Annotated in this window: 26 protein-coding genes; 24 read left to right on the forward strand and 2 right to left on the reverse strand. The window is 50.2% G+C overall.

Annotated elements, in window-relative coordinates:
- Window positions 1-34: 34 nt before the first annotated feature.
- Window positions 35-958 carry a patatin-like phospholipase family protein gene (locus ACQKPA_RS20135; protein WP_427494282.1) on the forward strand — a complete coding sequence of 308 codons (924 nt, stop codon included), beginning with the start codon at window positions 35-37 and terminating at the stop codon, window positions 956-958.
- Between the two features lie 47 nt (window positions 959-1,005).
- Here the strand turns inward: ACQKPA_RS20135 and ACQKPA_RS20140 are convergent, their stop codons facing one another.
- Together ACQKPA_RS20140 and ACQKPA_RS20145 are read right to left on the reverse strand one after the other, a co-directional pair.
- Window positions 1,006-1,338, reverse strand: a complete 333-nt coding sequence (locus ACQKPA_RS20140; protein ID WP_216530911.1) for a hypothetical protein — start codon at window positions 1,336-1,338, stop codon at window positions 1,006-1,008.
- 6 nt (window positions 1,339-1,344) lie between these two features.
- Window positions 1,345-2,337: a DUF1385 domain-containing protein gene (locus tag ACQKPA_RS20145; protein ID WP_427494283.1), complete on the reverse strand. Its 993-nt coding sequence runs from the start codon at window positions 2,335-2,337 to the stop codon at window positions 1,345-1,347.
- Window positions 2,338-2,502: 165 nt separating this feature from the next.
- On the opposite strand from ACQKPA_RS20145, the gene ACQKPA_RS20150 reads away from it, so the two are divergent.
- From ACQKPA_RS20150 to xseB, 23 genes are all read left to right on the forward strand, one after another.
- Window positions 2,503-3,000, forward strand: a complete 498-nt coding sequence (locus ACQKPA_RS20150) for a YqhR family membrane protein (RefSeq protein ID WP_427494284.1) — start codon at window positions 2,503-2,505, stop codon at window positions 2,998-3,000.
- Window positions 3,001-3,077: 77 nt separating this feature from the next.
- A complete protein-coding gene (gene aroQ / locus ACQKPA_RS20155) occupies window positions 3,078-3,524 on the forward strand; it encodes a type II 3-dehydroquinate dehydratase (RefSeq protein WP_098742943.1) in 447 nt (148 codons plus the stop codon).
- 149 nt (window positions 3,525-3,673) lie between these two features.
- Window positions 3,674-4,744: a M24 family metallopeptidase gene (locus ACQKPA_RS20160; protein ID WP_427494286.1), complete on the forward strand. Its 1,071-nt coding sequence runs from the start codon at window positions 3,674-3,676 to the stop codon at window positions 4,742-4,744.
- Between the two features lie 92 nt (window positions 4,745-4,836).
- Window positions 4,837-5,394 carry an elongation factor P gene (gene efp, locus ACQKPA_RS20165; protein ID WP_009591242.1) on the forward strand — a complete coding sequence of 186 codons (558 nt, stop codon included), beginning with the start codon at window positions 4,837-4,839 and terminating at the stop codon, window positions 5,392-5,394.
- A gap of 240 nt (window positions 5,395-5,634) precedes the next feature.
- Complete coding sequence (locus tag ACQKPA_RS20170; RefSeq protein ID WP_427494288.1) at window positions 5,635-6,888, forward strand: aspartate kinase; 1,254 nt, start codon at window positions 5,635-5,637, stop codon at window positions 6,886-6,888.
- A gap of 202 nt (window positions 6,889-7,090) precedes the next feature.
- The gene (locus tag ACQKPA_RS20175) at window positions 7,091-7,357 is read left to right on the forward strand and encodes a YqhV family protein (RefSeq protein ID WP_071223843.1); all 267 of its coding nucleotides are present in this window, start codon (window positions 7,091-7,093) and stop codon (window positions 7,355-7,357) included.
- 99 nt (window positions 7,358-7,456) lie between these two features.
- Window positions 7,457-8,455: a stage III sporulation protein AA gene (spoIIIAA, locus tag ACQKPA_RS20180; protein WP_427494289.1), complete on the forward strand. Its 999-nt coding sequence runs from the start codon at window positions 7,457-7,459 to the stop codon at window positions 8,453-8,455.
- Window positions 8,448-8,966, forward strand: coding sequence for a stage III sporulation protein SpoIIIAB (spoIIIAB, locus tag ACQKPA_RS20185; protein WP_427494290.1), 519 nt, complete (start codon window positions 8,448-8,450; stop codon window positions 8,964-8,966). Before spoIIIAA ends, spoIIIAB begins: the two co-directional genes overlap by 8 nt.
- Before the next feature lie 16 nt (window positions 8,967-8,982).
- A complete protein-coding gene (gene spoIIIAC, locus ACQKPA_RS20190) occupies window positions 8,983-9,186 on the forward strand; it encodes a stage III sporulation protein AC (RefSeq protein ID WP_007129715.1) in 204 nt (67 codons plus the stop codon).
- 10 nt (window positions 9,187-9,196) lie between these two features.
- Complete coding sequence (spoIIIAD, locus tag ACQKPA_RS20195; protein ID WP_071223846.1) at window positions 9,197-9,586, forward strand: stage III sporulation protein AD; 390 nt, start codon at window positions 9,197-9,199, stop codon at window positions 9,584-9,586.
- Between the two features lie 15 nt (window positions 9,587-9,601).
- Window positions 9,602-10,810, forward strand: coding sequence for a stage III sporulation protein AE (gene spoIIIAE, locus ACQKPA_RS20200; protein ID WP_427494291.1), 1,209 nt, complete (start codon window positions 9,602-9,604; stop codon window positions 10,808-10,810).
- Between the two features lie 42 nt (window positions 10,811-10,852).
- On the forward strand, window positions 10,853-11,575 hold the full coding sequence (gene spoIIIAF, locus ACQKPA_RS20205) for a stage III sporulation protein AF (RefSeq protein ID WP_427494292.1): 723 nt from the start codon (window positions 10,853-10,855) through the stop codon (window positions 11,573-11,575).
- Window positions 11,576-11,589: 14 nt separating this feature from the next.
- Window positions 11,590-12,234, forward strand: a complete 645-nt coding sequence (spoIIIAG, locus tag ACQKPA_RS20210; protein WP_427494375.1) for a stage III sporulation protein AG — start codon at window positions 11,590-11,592, stop codon at window positions 12,232-12,234.
- A 65-nt stretch (window positions 12,235-12,299) separates the two neighbouring features.
- Window positions 12,300-13,172 (forward strand): SpoIIIAH-like family protein, encoded by an 873-nt coding sequence (locus tag ACQKPA_RS20215; RefSeq protein WP_427494293.1) that lies wholly within the window; start codon window positions 12,300-12,302, stop codon window positions 13,170-13,172.
- Window positions 13,173-13,341: 169 nt separating this feature from the next.
- A complete protein-coding gene (gene accB / locus ACQKPA_RS20220) occupies window positions 13,342-13,845 on the forward strand; it encodes an acetyl-CoA carboxylase biotin carboxyl carrier protein (RefSeq protein WP_427494294.1) in 504 nt (167 codons plus the stop codon).
- A 54-nt stretch (window positions 13,846-13,899) separates the two neighbouring features.
- Window positions 13,900-15,243, forward strand: a complete 1,344-nt coding sequence (gene accC, locus ACQKPA_RS20225; protein WP_326097544.1) for an acetyl-CoA carboxylase biotin carboxylase subunit — start codon at window positions 13,900-13,902, stop codon at window positions 15,241-15,243.
- Between the two features lie 119 nt (window positions 15,244-15,362).
- Window positions 15,363-15,776, forward strand: a complete 414-nt coding sequence (locus ACQKPA_RS20230; RefSeq protein WP_009591235.1) for an Asp23/Gls24 family envelope stress response protein — start codon at window positions 15,363-15,365, stop codon at window positions 15,774-15,776.
- A 71-nt stretch (window positions 15,777-15,847) separates the two neighbouring features.
- A complete protein-coding gene (amaP, locus tag ACQKPA_RS20235) occupies window positions 15,848-16,387 on the forward strand; it encodes an alkaline shock response membrane anchor protein AmaP (RefSeq protein ID WP_113057003.1) in 540 nt (179 codons plus the stop codon).
- 15 nt (window positions 16,388-16,402) lie between these two features.
- Window positions 16,403-16,636 (forward strand): DUF2273 domain-containing protein, encoded by a 234-nt coding sequence (locus ACQKPA_RS20240; RefSeq protein ID WP_006209372.1) that lies wholly within the window; start codon window positions 16,403-16,405, stop codon window positions 16,634-16,636.
- 176 nt (window positions 16,637-16,812) lie between these two features.
- Window positions 16,813-17,271 carry a transcription antitermination factor NusB gene (gene nusB / locus ACQKPA_RS20245; RefSeq protein WP_100536240.1) on the forward strand — a complete coding sequence of 153 codons (459 nt, stop codon included), beginning with the start codon at window positions 16,813-16,815 and terminating at the stop codon, window positions 17,269-17,271.
- A 61-nt stretch (window positions 17,272-17,332) separates the two neighbouring features.
- A complete protein-coding gene (gene folD / locus ACQKPA_RS20250; protein ID WP_100536241.1) occupies window positions 17,333-18,193 on the forward strand; it encodes a bifunctional methylenetetrahydrofolate dehydrogenase/methenyltetrahydrofolate cyclohydrolase FolD in 861 nt (286 codons plus the stop codon).
- Between the two features lies 1 nt (window position 18,194).
- Window positions 18,195-19,565, forward strand: coding sequence for an exodeoxyribonuclease VII large subunit (gene xseA, locus ACQKPA_RS20255; protein ID WP_427494295.1), 1,371 nt, complete (start codon window positions 18,195-18,197; stop codon window positions 19,563-19,565).
- Window positions 19,555-19,815, forward strand: a complete 261-nt coding sequence (gene xseB, locus ACQKPA_RS20260) for an exodeoxyribonuclease VII small subunit (protein WP_009591232.1) — start codon at window positions 19,555-19,557, stop codon at window positions 19,813-19,815. Before xseA ends, xseB begins: the two co-directional genes overlap by 11 nt.
- Window positions 19,816-19,837 lie beyond the last annotated feature (22 nt).

Here is a 19,837-nt window from a genome sequence, read left to right on the forward strand (position 1 = left end):
TAGTCATTAGACCATGTGAGGCGGGGGATTTTATATGCAAATTAATGCGGTATTTGAAGGTGGGGGAGTGAAGGGGATCTCGCTTGCCGGGGCTGTCAAGGCGGCGGAGAATGCCGGCATGGAATTCAGCCGTGTTGCCGGAACATCCTCCGGTTCGATCGTGGCATCCGTGCTGGCAGCAGGTTACCGGGCAGACGAGATCAAGCGCATTATTGAGGAGACGCCTTTTCATTCGTTTCTCCAGCGAGCACCGATCTTTAATACGAAGTTTATCGGTCCCGCCTTGCGGGTGTTGATTAAGAAGGGGCTGTATTCCGGAGAAGCCCTGGAGAACTGGATTCGGGAAATCCTGCTTGCCAAAGGGATATTTACGTTTTCGGACATCCCGGCAGGCAAGCTGTATATTGTGGCCTCGGACATTACGAATGGAAGGCTGCTGGTGCTTCCGGACGACCTTCGCCAATATGGCATAAACCCTGCAACATTTCCCGTGGCCAAGGCTGTGCGCATGAGCTGCAGCATTCCGTATTTTTTCGATCCCGTCATTCTTCGCTTATTGGGCAGGGCCGCTAAAGGTAAGTCGTTCGGCGAACAATTTGTATACATTGTGGATGGGGGACTGCTCAGCAACTTTCCGTTATGGCTCTTTGATCGCGAGTCGAAGGGGGGACCTAAGCCGCTGCCCGTGCTTGGCTTCCAGATGGTCGGGAAGAATAGCAACTTGCCCCATTTGATCGAAGGCCCGATCGGTATGTTAACCGCCATGTTTGAGACGATGCTTTCCGCTCACGATGAACGTTATATTGAACAGCAAAATCGCAATCGAACGATTAAAATTCCGACGCTTGGCATTGGTACCACTCATTTTAATCTGACCAAGGAGGAAAGCGAGAATTTATACAATTCGGGATTAACGGCGGGTACGATGTTTTTCGACCGCTGGAAATCCGAACATTAAAAAACCGTCCGGCCGGCATGAGTTTGCACGGTTGGACGGTTTTCTAGTTAGTGATATTTTGGAACATCATCGGACGGGTCCGGTTTTCCTTTTTGCCCATCGATAACCTGAAACGGGTACTGTTTGCGTTTTGCAGCTGGACTGCTCTTCCGTGCGGTGCTATGTTTAGCCGCCAGCTTAGCAGCCGTTCGCTTGGAAGGTTTCACCTTGGGCCGCTTGTTAAAACGACGAGGCGGGAACTTATAGAGCACATACACGACAGCCACAATAATGAGTGGAATCATAATATTCATTCTTGATCCAGGGTCTAGCAGGAATACCAGTAGCCCTATGGCGGCTAACGTGATCGCCGTCCAAAAAATGATCGCATGCCTTCTCATGGATTATCACCCTTTCGCGGGATCCAGCACACTTCCTGTCACAGATTGGTGAACTGTAACATTCTCGTATTGAGCATCTAACTCACGCATTCTGTTAAAGGATGCGATGGATACTTCAACTTGATCATCAGTAGGTTCCTTCGTCGTTAAAAGCTGCAGCCACAGACCGGGATATCCGAGGAAACGGAGTACCGGCATGTCTCGCATGGCATTGGTAAGTTTCAGGAACTCAAAGGAAACGCCAAGCACGATCGGAAGAAGCGCGATTCTTTGAATGACCCGCTGCGTCATGGTATCCCATGGCACCACCGAGTAGACGACAACGCCGAGAACAATGGTCAGCATCATGAAGCTGCTGCCGCAGCGATAATGCAGTCGTGTATATTTCTGAACGTTCTTCACCGTCAGCTCTTCGCCGGCTTCAAATGCGCTGATGACTTTGTGTTCGGCACCGTGGTACTGGAACAGTCTTTTAATGACAGGTGTCTGGGAGATTGCCCATAAATACACGAGCAGCAGTATTAATTTAATTGCGCCTTCAATCAGGTTATGCACAATATAGTGATCAAATGTATCGCCAAAAAAGAAATCCTCTACAAAAACAGGAACGAGTGTAAACAGCAGCTTACCGAATATAAAGGAAAGCACGCTGACGGCGGCCACACCGATGATCATGCTTAGACTCCAGCCTGAGTCTTCTTTCTCCTTCTGTTTCTCACGTTCTTCCGGCTCCAGGGTATCGTCAGCATATGCATCCGCAGAGTAATTCAAATGTTTGGAACCTTTAATTGTAGAATCTATGAGACTGACGATGCCGCGAAGAAGCGGAATCTTCCGCAGCTTTCGAACCCAAGCCTTGTCTTCGCGAGGCACCTCGAGAAACTTGATTTCGTTATTTTTACGCCGCACGGCCGTCACATTCACATGCTTGCCGCCGAACATAACGCCTTCGATTACAGCTTGGCCTCCATAGCTGATCGGGGTTGACTTATCGGACAACCAGTTCACCCTCCCTGACATGTTTTTCGTTCTATGAACTATTGTATCGAATTTTGAAAGTAATTTCTAGTTGGATTAGGGCAGGGGAAGCGGAGCATACTACCTTCAGAGACGAAATGGAGTAACAGCGGGCATTCGATAACTGAAAAAGAGGAGAATCACTAGATGCATGAACATCAATTTCGCAAGCAGAACCAGGTCACCAATCCGTTTACGTTTGCTTTGGAGCTGGGCTATTATGCAGGTCTGATCTGGGGGGCCGTGCTTTGGATATTTTACTGGCTAAAATTCACGAAGGTGCTGCCAGGTTTTTTGCTGGAGCCATTCTTCAAGCATGAGTTCCTCAAGGCGGCAGCTGGCCAAATTGCCGGTTGGCTGTCCTTTATCGCGTTTTCCGTCATCGCTTCCCTCATCTATGTCACCTTGTTCAGGAAGCTGAAGGGCCCATGGCCCGGGATTGCGTATGGAATCGTATGGTGGGCGGTGCTGTTTGTCGCGCTCAATCCATGGATTCGGCTGACGGACCCGGTGAAGAAGCTGCCTTGGGATACCAACATCTCTGAGGTTTGTATTTTTATATTATGGGGACTATTTATCGGTTATACGACTGCGCAGGAATTCACCGATGAGAAACTGCGCGAACCGAAGAAGGTGGCGGGCTAGGCAAGAAAAACTTCTCAACCCTATCCCGCCTATGGTAAAATAGCATTTGGTTATTTGACGAAAAGGTGGGAAGCCCTATGAAATCCATATGGGTGATAAACGGACCGAACTTAAACCTGCTCGGCTTCCGTGAACCGGGCATTTATGGTTCACTCAGCCTGCAGGCGATCGAAGATAATTTGCGTAAACAGGCGGATCTCGCCGGTATCGGTATTACCTTCTATCAGTCTAATCATGAGGGTGCTATCATCGACCGTATTCATGAAGCTATTGGACAGGCGGACGGCATACTTCTTAACCCGGGAGCACTGACTCACTACAGCTATGCTGTACGTGATGCCATCAGTTCTGCCCGTATTCCGACAGTGGAAGTTCACCTATCGAACATTCATGCCAGGGAGGAATTTCGTCATACTTCCGTCATCGCACCTGTTGCTGTCGGACAAATCGCGGGTTTTGGCGCAGCGAGTTACACACTGGGCTTGTCGGCCCTTTTGCAGGTCCTGAACGACCAAGAAGGATAGCTAATCCGATCAGATATTAGAAAGCTTTAACCGAGAGGCTGCTTTTTGCTATCAGAAGAATTAATGCTAACCGTAAATGGCTGCTTAGAAATACGTCGAAGATGTTTTTCTTGAGCCGGCTTGGGAAATGGGTGAGAGGAGAGGTTAGAATGAGTAACAAACGAGTGGTTAATCTGCGCGAAAAACTTCAGACTAAAGGCTTAACGGCTATGCTGGTGGCAAGCCCGATCAACCGCAGATATTTGACAGGCTTTACCGGGTCTGCCGGCTATGTGCTGATCACACGGGATAATGCCTATCTGTTGACTGATTTCCGCTATATGACTCAAGCTCCACAGCAAGCCGTCGACTTTCAAGTGGTTGAGCATGGACCGAAGGTTATGGAGACGGTCAAGGAATTGCTATCTTCCGAGGGAATAACATCGCTTGGATTTGAACAGGACCATGTTACATACGGCGTATTCTCCACCTATTCGGAACAACTCGCGCCAATTAGCCTGGTGCCGGTTTCGGGTCTTGTAGAGGATCTGCGCATATTCAAGGATGCGGAAGAATTGAGCATTATGCAGCGAGCTGCCGATTTGGCTGATCAGACGTTCAGCCATGTGCTGACGATTCTGGCTGCCGGCAAAACGGAGCGTGAAATCGATCTGGAGATGGAAATGTTCATGCGCAAGCATGGTGCAACCGCGTCTTCCTTTGATACCATTGTCGCTTCCGGCGAGCGTTCGGCTCTTCCGCACGGCGTTGCCAGCGAGCGAGTGATTCAAGGGAATGAATTCGTTACGTTTGATTTCGGTGCGCTGCTTGACGGATACTGCTCCGATCTCACCAGAACCGTTGCGCTCGGAAGTCCTGATCCTAAGCTGAAGGAGATCTATGATATCGTGCTGGAAGCGCAGCTTCATGCACTGGATCATATTAAACCTGGCATGACAGGACGCGAGGCGGACGCCTTAACCCGTGATATTATTACACGTTATGGATACGGGGAATACTTTGGTCACAGCACCGGGCATGGATTGGGTATGGAGGTTCACGAGTCTCCAAGACTGTCCAAGCTGAGTGATGATGTGCTGCAGCCGGGCATGGTGGTAACGGTGGAGCCGGGCATATACTTGCCTGGGCTTGGCGGTGTCCGTATTGAAGATGATATCGTGATTACGGAATCGGGTATTCATATACTAACAAGCTCGTCCAAAGACTACACTGTGCTTTAGGAGACGTGTTCAAAAAGGCAGCTTTTTGAACTTGTACTTTAGGAAAATTGTGTACTATATTAATTAGACCGCATCCTTAGGAGGGAATCTTAGTGATTTCAGTAAACGATTTTAAGACAGGTTTGACCGTAGAAGTAGATGGGGATATATTCACCGTTTTGGATTTTCAGCACGTGAAACCTGGTAAAGGCGCAGCTTTCGTTCGTTCCAAATTGAAAAACCTTCGCAACGGCAACACCGTTGAGAAGACGTTCCGTGCAGGCGAAACGATTGGCCGAGCCATCATCGACAACCGTGGTGTTCAGTATCTCTATGCCAGCGGTCAAGAGCATGTCTTCATGGACAACGAAACTTACGATCAGTTCAGCTTGACCAGCGAGCAGCTGGAGTGGGAGCTTAACTTCCTGAGAGAGAACATGAACGTTAACATCATCAGCTACCAAGGCGAGATCCTCGGGATCAACCTGCCTAACAGCGTGGAGTTGAAGGTCGTTGAAACCGAGCCGGGAATCAAAGGCAACACGGCTACGGGTGCAACGAAGAATGCGAAAGTGGAAACCGGCCTGAATGTACAAGTACCGCTGTTCATTAACGAAGACGATGTGCTTCTGATCGATACACGCGAAGGTAAATACATCTCCCGTGCATAGTAGGCTTTAAACGGGACCCTTCAACGATTGACGGGTGCCAATATCTTCTAAACAACGAGGACTCCTGTACGTATGTACGGGAGTCTTTTTGCGATGGGCGAAAGCCGGTGCGATAAACCTGAGTTCTTTTTGCCTTGAAAAGCCTTGACGGGATGACTCACTTTCGTATTATACTGTTTTAAAGTGAGAAACCACCTGAATGCTGTTACATACTGAAATTAGTGGGGAGTGAAAGAAGCATTGTCACTGTACGTCATGAAATTCGGAGGCAGCTCTGTAGGGGATACAGAACGTATGAAGCGCGTTGCCAGAAGAATTGTAGAGAAACAAGATGAAGGTCATCAATGTGTAGTTGTGGTGTCTGCTATGGGGGATACAACAGACGATTTGATTGACCAGACAAAGCTGTTGAACGAGAATCCACCGGCACGGGAAATGGATATGCTGATGACCACGGGAGAGCAGATATCCATATCGCTGCTATCCATGGCTATTCACGGTCTCGGACGCAAGGCAAAGTCTCTTACCGGCTGGCAGGCGGGGTTCCGTACGGAAGCGGTGCATGGCAAAGCCCGTATTACAGATATTATGCCTGAACGCGTGTTTAAAGCGCTTGATGAAGGGAATGTCGTCATTGTAGCGGGATTCCAGGGAATGTCTGAAGACGGAGAGATTACAACGCTTGGACGCGGGGGATCAGATACCACGGCGGTTGCTCTTGCGGCTGCCATTCAAGCGGATGTATGTGAAATATATACGGATGTGGACGGGATTTACTCCACGGATCCGCGGGTTGTCAAATGTGCGCGGAAGTTGAAGGAGATTTCCTATGACGAGATGCTGGAGCTAGCCAATCTTGGTGCAGCTGTTCTTCACCCGCGCGCGGTTGAGTATGCGAAGCATAATCAAGTGAAGCTTGTCGTCAGATCCAGCTTTAATCATAACGAGGGTACGGTTGTTAAGGAGGAAGCAAGCATGGAACAAGGTGTGGTTGTCAGCGGAATTGCATTTGACAAGAATGTGGCAAGAATCAGTATTCTGGGCGTTTCCGATACGCCGGGCGTTTTGGCTCAAGTGTTCGGAGAGCTTGCAAAAGAAGCGATTGATGTTGATATTATCGTACAAAGCGGTGTCCAGAACGGCGAAGCAGACTTCTCCTTTACCGTTTCCTTGGCCGATCGGGAGCGTGCGTTGTCGGTTATTGAACAAATCCGCGGCAAGATTCCGTATCGTGACGTTACCTCGGAAGATCATCTGGTGAAAGTATCGATTGTTGGTGCTGGAATGGTCAGCCATCCGGGTGTGGCGGCGCAAATGTTTGATGTCATCTCCCGGCAAGGGGTCAGCATCAAGATGGTCAGCACGTCCGAGATCAAAGTATCCTGTGTCATTGAAGGAACCAATCTGGAAGGTGTCGTACAAGCGCTTCATACCGCGTACGGACTGGATACGGATCAGCAGGCTTCCGTTGGCGGACCACAGGTTCGTCGATAACCTGTTTTTAATGGAATAATTTTTGCAATCATATCGATATTAAATAGAGTTAATCCCGGTCCTTATCGACCGGGATTTTTTGCGTTGTCCGAAAGATTCAAAGTTCGCTTCTATGAAATTGAAAAAATAGAGATAAAACGAGAGTACCTCGCATATTTTTAAACATCACACTTGTGAACAAGGAAGAAGGAGGATATAGAGCATGCTGGACAAGTTTGTCGCTAGTATGGCCACGCTTCGTTTTTTCTCCGGCAGTCTCGAGATTGTGGCGGCCATCATCATGCTGCGCTTGAACCAGGTCGATAAAGCGCTGGCTGTGAATTCCGCTCTGGCTTTTATGGGCCCACTGATCTTGATTCTGACAACAACGATTGGACTCGTGGGAATGGCGGATAAATTGTCGTGGGGGAAGATCGGCTGGATTTTGTGCGGCGTTTCCTGTCTCTTATACGGCGTTTTAAAAAAATGATAGATTCGCTGCATATTTTTCAGGTACAAGCATACACATGGGATATGAAGTTCTCTTATTAGAAGATGATCAAAAAAGGACAACCTGGGGGAAATTGATATGACATTGAACTGGTTAGACCTGTTTCCCGAGACCGTAAAACGGATGCTGCTGAACCTGTCGAAAGAGCTTCTCGATCATGTGGAGGAGGTACGTATCCGGGAGGAACGTCCGCTGGAGATTAATTCGGCGGGCAAGCATCATTTTCTGGACCGGCGTGGCGGGCTCACCTTGCGGCCTGATGAAGCGTATAAGCCGACGCGTGAAGATACCCATAGGTTGCTGGATCTAATCAGTAACCATTCCCTCTACACCATGGAAGAGGAATTGCGAAAAGGGTTTATCACGATACCTGGGGGTCATCGGGTCGGGCTCACCGGCCGGACGGTGCTCAGCGGTGGTAAGGTTGAACACATTCGGGATATTAGCGGATTTAATGTCCGGATTGCCAAGGAAGTTCAGGGGGCGGCGGATGACATCATCCCGCATTTACTCGACCGGAAACGGAAACGGGTAATGCACTCGCTGATCTTATCCCCGCCCCAGCAGGGCAAGACCACGCTGCTCAGGGATCTGGCGAGGCAGATCAGTTACGGCAAATGGGGGAAATCGGCCGTCCATTGGCCGGGAATGAAGGTAGGCATCATTGACGAACGTTCTGAAATTGCCGGTTGTCTTCGCGGAGTCCCTGGTTTCGACGTAGGTCCTCGTACGGATGTGCTCGATGGCTGTCCGAAAGCTGAAGGGATGATGATGATGATCCGTTCGATGTCCCCGGATGTGCTGATTGTGGACGAGATCGGTCGGCCGGAGGATGCGGAAGCCGTCATTGAAGCCTTGCATGCGGGAATCAGCGTAATAGCAACGGCACATGGCTCGTCCATACAAGATATGCGGGGGCGACCAGCACTCGCCGATCTTCTGGAGAACCGCATGTTTGAGATGTATGCCGTTCTTAGCAGAACGGGCGATCACAGATCATACAAGCTGTATGACGGAGGTCAGCGAACGCTTCAGACGGCTGCAGCCGGTCCGCCGGGCGGTGATGCCTATGCTTAAACTGGTCGGGGCTGTGCTCGTGCTGGGAGCTGGAACTTTAGCCGGATTTTATCAGGCCCAGCAATTCGCGGCAAGACCCAGGCAGCTGCGAGAACTCATTCTCGCGCTTCAACGGCTGGAAACGGAGATCAGCTACGGCTTGACGCCGTTGCCCGATGCGCTGGAGCGAATTGGCGATTCCCTTCGTGAACCGCTCAGATCATTATTTGCCTCAGCCGCGCTTTACATGAGGCCCGACTACGGGTTATCCGCACAGGAAAGCATCCGCAAGGCACTGGTGGAATATTGGAAGCGAACATCGATGAAAAGTGCCGAGCGTGAGGTGTTGGAGCAGCTAAGCGGCGTTCTTGGCACCAGTGACAGGCAGGACCAGATCAAACATATCGCTCTGGCCGTGGGACAGCTCAAGCATGAAGAAGCAGCGGCAAGGGATGACCAGGTCAAATATGAAAAAATGAGCAAAAGTCTGGGACTGCTCATTGGAGCATTGATCGTCATTTTGATCTTTTAGCGAGGTGCCAAGGGAAATGAACATTGAAGTGAACGCCATCTTCCAGATTGCCGGCATTGGGATCATCATTGCCATGATTCATACGGTCCTGAAACAGATGGGGAAAGAGGATATGGCACATTGGGTGACCCTTATCGGGTTTGTGGTTGTGCTGTTTATGGTCGTCAGACTGCTTGACGATTTGCTCAAGGAAATCAAAAGTATTTTTCTATTCCAGTAGGTGGACCTTTATGGAAATTATCCAGGTGGTAGGACTGGGCATCATTGCTACCGTACTGATCTTGGTTGTCAAGGAACAGAAGCCGCTCTTTGCTTTCCTTCTCGCAGTGGCGACCTCGCTCCTCATCTTCCTGTTCCTGATCGGGAAGATCGGAAATGTCTTATCCATGCTGGAAGATTTAGCGGAGAACTCCGGTGTCCAGATCATATATCTAAAGACAGTTCTGAAAATTATCGGGATTGCCTATATCGCGGAGATGGGGGCCCAGATCGTACGAGATGCCGGACAGGAATCGATCGCATCCAAAATAGAACTGGCGGGAAAAGTGCTCATATTGGTGCTCGCTGTACCGATTATCGGGATCATCATTGAGACGGTCCTGAAGCTCCTCCCGGCTTGAAAAAGGTGGGGGGACATGGTTACAGGAGTAATACTTCGAAAAGGCGTGGCCGTGTTTCGTCTACTGATCCTGATGTTGTTTATGACCGGATTATTCTGCGGAACGATAAGTGCGGCTGACGCGGCAAACCCAGCCGATGAGTGGGTAGAGCAGCAGACGCAGCAGCTGCCGACAGACCAGGTCGAGAAATACTGGGATAGGCTCATGAAGGATTACGGCGGTTTCTTCCCGGATGGAAAGACGCCGTCCCTGATGGATATGCTGCTGCCGGGCGGCGACGGTCTTAGCTTCAAAGGGGTTATGTCCGGCATCGGAAAATATTTGTGGCATGAGGTGCTCTATAACGGCAAGCTGCTGGCAACCATCGTGATGCTGAGCATCATGAGTCTGATCCTTGAGAATCTGCAGACGGCCTTTGAAAAAAGCACCGTGAGTCGGGTTGCCTATACGATCTGTTACATGGTTGTCCTGGTCATTGCCGTTAACAGCTTCAGCATCGCGATAGGATATGCCCGGGACGCCATTACCCAAATGATCGATTTCATGATGGCAATGCTTCCCTTGCTCTTTGCACTGATGGCTTCGATGGGGAATGTGGTGACCGTCTCGGTGGCTCATCCGCTAGTCATCTTCATGGTACATACGGTAGGTACACTGATCAGCACGGTTGTATTCCCGCTTCTGTTCTTCTCAGCTCTGCTGCACCTGGTTAGTTCGCTATCCGAAAAGTACAAGCTGACCCAGCTCGGCAACCTGCTGCGAGGAATCTCGATGGGTGTTCTGGGCGTGCTGCTTACCGTGTTCCTGGGTGTAATCTCTGTCCAAGGACTGACCAGCTCGGTGACGGACGGCGTGACGATCCGGGCAGCCAAATATGTAACCGGAAATTTCGTCCCGGTAGTCGGCAAGATGTTCGCAGATGCAACGGATACCGTGATCTCGGCCTCATTACTCGTCAAGAATTCCATCGGGCTGGCAGGGGTCATCATTATTTTGTTCCTATGCGCATTCCCTGCGATCAAGATCTTGACGCTTGCCTTGATATATAACATCGCGGCGGCCGTCATGCAGCCGCTAGGAGACACCCCGATCGGCACCTGCCTGCAGACGATCGGGAAGACGATGCTGTATGTTTTTACAGCCTTGGCCGCAGTCAGTATGATGTTCTTCCTGGCCATAACGATTCTGCTCACGGCAGGCAACATTACCGTCATGATGAGGTGAGGCAGAACTTAGAAGGCGGCCAATGCTTAGGAGGAATGGCAAATGGACTGGCTTGGAGGTTGGTTGAAAAGCGTCATCATGGTGGTTCTCTTTGCAGCCTTCGTTGATTTGATACTGCCCGGCAAGGCGCTTGAACGATACGCCAGATTAGTCTTGAGTCTGTTGATTCTGCTTACGCTGCTTAGCCCGATTATCGCATTGATAACGGATCCCCCTGAGAATCAACTGGCGATGGAGCTGGAACGGCAGGAGAAAGGACTGCCGGAAGAGGTTCAGCTGGAGCATATTCTGGCACAGGCCGAGAAGCTGAAGGAAACGCAGCAGAGTCAAAGCCTTCAGTGGGCAGGCAACGAATTAGCCCGGGTGATGAAAGAAGAGATCGCGGCAGAAACGGGGGAAGCGGTTCAGGAGGTCAAGGTGGTGCTGGCTGCAGTTGCCGGACAGGAGAAGGGATATGCAGGCGCTACGATACGCTCCGTTGACGTAAGGCTGGTTGGAGGTGAATCGGAGAATGCAGAGGTAGACACAAGGGATGATAAGGAGCCCATTAACATAGAACCCGTGGATTCCGTTCAGGTGAATGTTAAATCCATGCAATCGGAACGGGATGGAAAGGCAGCGGTGAAAGAGAATGCAGAAGCAGTGAGCAAGGCCGAAGAAGCAAGAGCAGAGCCGGTTCGGGATTACATTAGCCGCCGGTGGGATCTAGAGCCGGATCTGATCACGATATATATGCCAGGGCAGGAGCAGGATAAAAAGCTGTAGCGGAGGTGAGGATGATGGGAAATTGGTTGAAGCGGCTGGAGCAATGGCTTGGCGGAGGAGCTGGCGGAGCAAGAAAAATGCAAACCTTCAGATGGTTGATCATTCTTGGTCTGATCGGCGTCGCTATTATGCTGTTCAACTCCTTCGTCAATGTGAAGAAGCTGGATCATGAGAATATCGGTCGCGAGCCGCCGCCGGAGTCAGCAGCGGTCTCAACGCCCCAAAGCGGGACTTCAGCCAGCGGCGGCGGTGAGTTTGAGAGTATCGAGCAGGATTTTGAAATGCGCACCAAAACCATGCTGGAACAGATTGTTGGGGTTGGGGCCGTCGATGTCATGGTGACTGTGGAATCTACAGAAGAGCTAGTCGTCCAGCGTGACATGAAAGATACCCAGGAGCTGACGGAGGAAACCGATGCTAACGGAGGTAAGCGCCATGTAACAAGTTATCAGCGTGACGGCCAGATTGTCACCTATGAATCATCCGGGGAAGAAACCCCAATCGTCACCAAGAAGATCAAACCTCAAGTCCGGGGTGTGCTTGTCGTAGCCAAGGGAGCCGAGAATGATGTTGTAAAAAGCTTGATCGTGGATGCGATCCAGCGAGGCCTCAATGTCCCGTCTTATCGTATATCCGTTGTCCCGCGTAAACAGGAATAACCGCAGCCTATCGAATGATCCGATCGTTCGTGCCAAGGTTTTCATTCAAAGGAGGAAACGTTCAAATGAATAACAAAAGACAAACCATATGGTTAGTATCCATGCTTAGTTTGATGGTCATCCTGTCAGCTTATTACTTATTCACCGACGATTCGGGAACGAAAGCGCCGCCGGTTGCCGAGAGCACGCAAGTGGACGGTCAGAAGCCGGGCGCCGGACAAGAAGCAAACGGAACCGCAGGCGCTGGCGACGAGCTGGTTGTGAACGAAGTGCTTGAAGAAGGTACTGACGGTGATTCCGGTGCCAATGAGCAAGGCACGGATACGAGCGATACAGGTGCGGCCGGCACGGAAGATCCTGCAGAAGCAACACAGGGTGAGCAAGGGGATCAAGGAAAAGCCAGCGGCGAAGCTGGGAAAACGGAAGAGCCGGAAGTGAAGGAATCCAAAGAGGGAGCCGAGAATTCCAAAGACGCTAGCAGCACAGGCAAAGAGGGAACCGAGGAGTCCAAAGACACAAGCAGCGCCACTAACGGTAAGAAATCGGATGAAGAAGTCCTGGAGCAAGTGGCGGCCAACGCATCATCTGCAGCAGCCCAGTTGGAGTCCTATAAATTGGACCGCTCCCAAAAAAATATGAAATTATACGATGAGTTAATGACAAAGATCGACAATCATGAAAATAAGCCGGAGCAAACAGCTCAAGCTACCGAGCAACTGAAAGCGGCCGAAGCAAAAGAGGAAGTCATTCTCAGCATCGAGGAAGCGCTGCAGCAGCAATACGGCAACGCCGTTGTGAAGGAAGAAAGCGAGAAGTATAATGTGGTCGTTCTGAGTGAGAAACTCGATGCTAAAGGTGCAGCCGGCATCGTGAGTCTTGTGATGAAGGAATTGAAGGTTTCGCCGGATAAAGTAACCGTTCAATATGTTGCGCCATAAGCTTGTCAGCAGATTTCAACATAAATCACGGTTATACTATAAAACCGAAAGAGTCTAAGGATTGCCTTGGGCTCTTTCTATTTCGCTCGATTGTGATATAATACTCTAAGCTATTGACTGACTGTCCTAAGCAAGGGCTTCCAAGAAAGTGAAGGAGTGAACGTCGATAATGTTTAAATTAAACGAGATCAAAGAACTTATTAAGCTGGTGGATCAAACTTCCGTGCATGAATTGGAAATTGAGAGCGAAGGTACACGCTTATCCATTAAGAAACCCAATGCAGCCGAGGTTGTTAACAACTATCAGGCAGCGCCGCAAGCGTTCATACCGGCACAGCAAGTGATGGCACCACAGATCGCACAGCCGAATACGGCGAACCAAGCACCTGCAGCGGCACCACAGCAGGATTCAGTGGAGGATAGCAACAGCTCCTTACATAAAATCGTATCACCGATGGTAGGAACCTTCTATCGTTCCCCATCGCCTGAGGCCGGGCCGTTTGTCAGTCCTGGGGATAAGGTGACTGAGAAATCGACGGTCTGCATCATTGAGGCCATGAAACTGATGAATGAACTGGAAGCAGAGATCAAAGGCGAAATCGTTGAGGTTCTCGCACAGAACGGTCAACTTGTAGAATTCGGGCAGCCTCTGTTTCTGGTGAAGCCGGAGTAATATGGAGGGACTCGCCAAGAACGAGAGTCGCAAGAGTCCGAAGGAGGTTACTGCATGAGATTTCAAAAAGTGCTTATCGCGAACCGGGGAGAGATTGCCGTTCGTATCATCCGGGCTTGCCGGGAACTTGGCATCGCAACGGTTGCCGTATATTCGGAGCCGGACCGGGAATCCCTGCATGTTCGCTTGGCGGATGAGGCCTACTGCATCGGCCCAACGTTATCCAAAGACAGCTATTTGAATTTTACCAATATCATGAGCGTGGCTACACTGACCGAGTGTGACGCCATACATCCCGGTTACGGCTTTTTGGCCGAGAACGCGGATTTCGCGGAGATTTGTGAATCCTGCAACATTACCTTTATCGGTCCTTCCGCTGACGCGATCAACCGGATGGGAGACAAGGCTGTAGCGAAGCAGACGATGAAGGATGCAGGTGTTCCGGTTATTCCGGGATCCGACGGATTGGTCGAGGATCTGAATGAAGCCGTTATGCTTGCACGCGATATCGGATATCCCGTCATTATCAAAGCTACTGCAGGTGGCGGAGGTAAGGGTATTCGGATCGCCGAGGATGAAGAAACGCTGGTTAAACAGATTACAAACGCACAGCAGGAAGCCCAGAAGGCCTTCGGCAATGCAGGCGTATATCTGGAAAAATATCTGACCGGCATGAAGCATGTAGAGATTCAAATTATCGCCGACAAACATGGTAACGCCGTGCATCTCGGGGAGCGTGACTGTTCTGTGCAGCGCCGGAGACAAAAGCTTGTTGAGGAAGCTCCTTGTCCGGTGCTAAGTGAAGAGGTACGCAGCCGGATGGGCGAAGCCGCCGTTCGCGCCGCGAAGGCCGTTAATTATTCCGGTGCAGGTACGCTTGAATTTTTGCTCGGCCAGGACGGTCAGTTCTACTTCATGGAGATGAATACGCGGATTCAGGTAGAGCATCCGGTGACCGAGATGGTGACCGGGGTTGATCTGATTCAGGAAATGATCTCCGTTGCGGAGGGCAACACGCTCTCTTTCACTCAAGAAGAAGTCGTTATTAATGGCTGGTCCATTGAGTGTCGGATTAATGCCGAGAATCCGGACAAGGGCTTTATGCCTGCCCCTGGAACCATTCAGTTCTATTTGCCTCCAGGAGGTCCTGGCGTGCGGGTAGACAGTGCGGCATATCCCGGCTATACCATTTCGCCTTATTATGATTCGATGATTGCCAAGCTGATTGTATGGGCGCCGACCCGCGATGAAGCCATCGCGAAGATGAAGCGCGCATTAGCCGAATTCGAGATTGAAGGGATCTATTCAACCATCCCGTTCCATCAGAAACTGATGAACCATCCTACCTTCTTGAAGGGTGACTTTGACATTAAATTTTTGGAAGAAAATGAGATTTGAAACCTTTGGCCAAGTTTGTCATAAACTTGGCCAAATGGTATAGTATGAGTAATAAGAGCGCATGCCTTATGCAGTTTTGGGTGCATCCGCTAACTTATTCCGAAAGGTGTGTTGAGACAATGGCGGAAACTTTGCCTACAGAATTTGAACGGACAGATATCGGTGAGATTCAGATTGCACCGGAGGTTATTGAAGTCATCGCTGGACTTGCTACGGTAGAGGTACGTGGGGTTGCAGGGATGAGCGGAGGCTTTGCAGGCGGCATTGCCGAACTGCTCGGACGCAAGAATTTATCCAAGGGTGTCAAGGTGGAAGTTGGACAACGTGAGGCTGCTGTTGACGTATCCGTTATCGTGGAGTATGGCCATCGTCTTCCTGAAGTAGCCGGAGAAATTCAGCGCAACGTGAAACGTTCGATCGAGAATATGACAGGGCTTACGGTAATTGAAGTCAATGTACATATTCATGATGTCCATTTCATGAAATCCGTGGAGAAGACGGAAGAATTGGATTTGGCTCAACGCGTGAAATAGAATAGTTTCAGGCTAGCCCTGGGCAGCGATGTCGAGGGTTTAATCTAATTTTAAGGAGGCTGTGCTGAATCGTGGCCAAAATCATGGACAGACTTTTGCTGTTTATCTACAGCTTAAGTATCGGTGTTATATCCGTAGTTGCCATCCTCCTGTTGAGTGGCGCTGTTCCATATGAATTAACGAGTGTTCAGGAACAACGCCTTTTCTGGGCTGGAATTATCGTAGCTGCGGTTTTGTTTTTACTGAGCATCCGTTTCTTCTTTATCTCCGTAAGGCGCGATCGCTCGAACCTGAACTCCATCGATCAGCGTACGGAATTTGGCGACATCCAAATCTCTGTGGAGACGATCGAGAATCTCTGCCTGAAGGCGGCTTCGCGCGTCCGTGGTGTCAAGGATTTGAAATCCCGGATCAAGGTATCCCAATCAGGTCTTGATATTGCGATTCGCGCCGTGGTTGATGGTGAGGAATCCATTCCTACATTGACAACCGAAGTGCAGAAGCAGGTGCACGACTTTGTTGAAGATACAACAGGAATACCCGTGTCATCCGTATCCGTATATATTGCTAACGTGGTTCAGGCACCAAGCTTCAAGAGCCGCGTGGAATAGAGGTGAGCTTCCCCAATGCCTTGGAAAGAAATATGGGAGAGTCACAGAGGAAGAATTGCCGGGGTGACCGGCGGGCTTGTGTGCGGACTGATTTACTTATTATCCGGTTTTTGGGATATGCTGTTCTTTGCATTAGTGGTATTTATCGGCTATATATTTGGCAAGCGCAAGGATCTGAAGCAAGGCTCCATGTTCCACTTTCAGGAATGGGGACGATGGCTTTCCGAGCGCTGGCGGCCGTTTAAATGAACCCTGTGATATGCTTTCTCCGGAAAAAATGCTGAGGACAGGTGTCGTGCGCCTTTTTTGCGGAGAGAGATATTCACAGGTTTTTTTTTGGCGTTTTAATTGTTGTCAAGTCTTCACGGCAAATGGATCATACTAATTAGAAAAATGGATTCAGCAGGGTCCACAGGAGGAACATAATGAAAAGACGTGTAGCAAGAGAGATTGTCGTTCAAAGCCTTTACCAGATGGAGATGAACGAAGTCGACAGTGTGGAAGCCGTGTCGATGCTGCTCTCGGAAGCGGCCGAAGAAAATGAGACCGAGCGGGTCATCGGCGACGAAGTACAAATGAAGGAGTATGTGCTGCAATTGGTCAATGGAACATGGGAATCCAAGGATTCGATTGATGAACTGCTCGCTCATTATTTGAAAGGCTGGCAGGTAAGTCGTCTTTCCCGTGTGGATCGTCAAATCCTGCGTCTGGCTGTATATGAACTGACATCCCGTGAAGACGTGCCTGGCAAGGTAGCTGTGAATGAAGCGATTGAGTTGTCCAAGCATTTCGGAACCGAGGAATCAGGGAAATTCGTCAACGGTGTACTGGGCCGGATGATTCAGGAGCTGGATCAAGTCAAGGTGAAGCTGCGTCAGTCTTAATCCGTACGCATAAGCTAAGCTTGAATCGGCATCATTCAATCATAATGGAGGAGAGATTAGGATGACAGCAGCAACGATAATTAGCGGAAAACAGATTTCTGAAGAAATTCGCAAGGGGATTGCGTTAGAAGTAGAACAATTGTCCAAGCAGAATGTACGTCCTGGTTTGGCTGTTGTACTTGTAGGTGATGATCCGGCTTCGCATGTTTACGTTCGCAACAAGGAGAAGGCATGTCAGGATCTGGGCTTTTATTCCGAGGTGCACCGTCTTTCCGCGGAATCCAGCCAGGAAGAAGTGCTGGCGCTCGTGGACAAGCTCAACGCACAGGAATCCATTCATGGAATTTTGGTCCAGCTTCCTTTGCCGAAGCACATCCATGAGAAGGCCGTGATTGATGCGATCGCAGTGGAAAAGGACGTGGACGGTTTCCATCCAGTTAATGTGGGTAACCTCGTAATAGGCGATGACAGTCTGCTGCCGTGCACCCCTGCCGGCGTGATTGAAATGATCAAGCGCACAGGCATTGAGATTGCAGGCAAGCATGCGGTTGTAATCGGGAGATCCAACATTGTCGGCAAACCGGTATCACTTCTCCTCCAGCGCGAGAACGCCACCGTTACGATGTGTCACTCCCGAACGGGGAACATGGCTGAAATCGCTCGCCAAGCAGATATCCTGGTTGTGGCAATCGGCAGAGCGAATATGATTGATGCCAGTTATGTGAAGCCGGGCGCCGTCGTGATCGATGTCGGCATGAACCGTTTGGAGAACGGGAAGCTTGCCGGGGACGTTGACTTTGAGAGTGTGAAGGAAGTGTCCGGTCCGATTACTCCGGTTCCTGGAGGGGTGGGTCCTATGACCATCACGATGCTCATGCAGAATACCTTGATAGCCGCCAAAAGGCTGAATGGGTTGAGCTGATATGAAGTCAGCAGATCCAGGACGAGTATTATCCGTTAAGGATTTAAACCGTTATATCCGCATGAAAATGGAAGGCGACTCCAGGCTCTCCGACGTATGGATCCGCGGTGAAATTTCGAATTTCACCCATCACTCCAGCGGACATATGTACTTTACCTTAAAGGATGAAGGCAGCCGGATTCGTGCGATCATGTTTGCGACTCATAACCAGAGGCTCCCTTTTATACCGAAGGAAGGCTCGCGCGTCATTGCCCGGGGCAATGTGTCGGTATATGAACGAGATGGTCAATATCAATTCTATGCGGTTCAAATGCAGCCCGACGGGATCGGCAGTTTGTACCTTGCTTATGAACAGCTGAAGTCGAAGCTGGAGGAAGAGGGCTTGTTTGCAGCCGAGCGCAAGCGCCCTTTGCCGCGTTATCCCAAGACAATTGGTGTTATTACCTCGCCGACGGGTGCCGCCGTTCGGGATATTATGATTACAATCCGGAGACGGTACCCACAGGCAAGAGCCATTCTTTATCCGGTGCTGGTTCAAGGCAAAGGGGCTGCTCCTTCGATCGTGAAGGCGATTCGGACGATGAATGACATGGCTGAGGCTGATGTGCTCATCGTTGGGCGCGGCGGCGGATCCCTTGAAGAGCTGTGGGCGTTTAATGAGGAGATCGTTGCAAGAGCTATTTATCAATCCGATATTCCCGTCATTTCGGCCGTTGGACACGAAACGGATTTTACGATCGCCGATTTTGTTGCAGATTTACGAGCCGCTACGCCGACGGCCGCCGCTGAGCTTGCGGTACCGAGCAGTGCGGAACTGAGGGGGCAGCTTGTTCAAAGACAGCGCCAGCTGAACCAGGGACTTCAGCAGCGTCTAAAGCGGAGTCGTGAACGTTTAATTTCGCTCCAGCGTTCCCCGGTTCTGGTTCATCCCCGCCGGTATATGCTTCAACATGCCGAACGGTTGGACATGCTGTCCCAGCGGCTTCAGGGCAACCTCAAATCCCGGTTATCCCTGGTTCGCCAGCGACAAAAATCACTGCATCAGGGATTAATCCGGTATAATCCGCGAACCCAAGCGGAGTTCGCCGCGAGAAGAAAAGACCAGGCCAACCGGCAGTTAATGAATGCGATGCAGTCGATCATGAAATCCAAGGTATCGCAGCTGCAAACCGAAATGAGGCATCTCGATGCGCTCAGTCCGCTGAAAATTATGTCCAGGGGATATAGTCTCGTGTATGACGAGGCAGAACAAAAGCTTGTCAAATCCATCGAAGATGTTCAGTTAGGCGATTTGGTTAACGTGAGGGTCAGCGACGGACAATTGCAGTGTCAAGTATGGGGAATGAAGGAGGATGAAGAGAATGGCGAATGAAACATTGGAGATCAGCTTTGAAGAAGCGATGGCGCAGCTCGAGACGATTGTAGAGCAGTTGGAAGATGGAGATGTGCCGCTGGAAAAAGCGATCGATTTATTTCAACAGGGCATGAAGCTGTCGCAGATGTGCAGCAAAAAGCTGGAGCAGGTTGAGCAAAAAATCGAAATGATCGTGGAAGAAGGCGGAGAACTGAAGCGTAAGCCTTTTGGCGGGACGCTGGATGAGACAGGTGAACTGGGTGAATAACAGACTTCCGATTCATCAATAT

It is taken from the genome of Paenibacillus sp. NPDC093718 (assembly GCF_050279985.1).
GTDB lineage: Bacteria > Bacillota > Bacilli > Paenibacillales > Paenibacillaceae > Paenibacillus_AQ.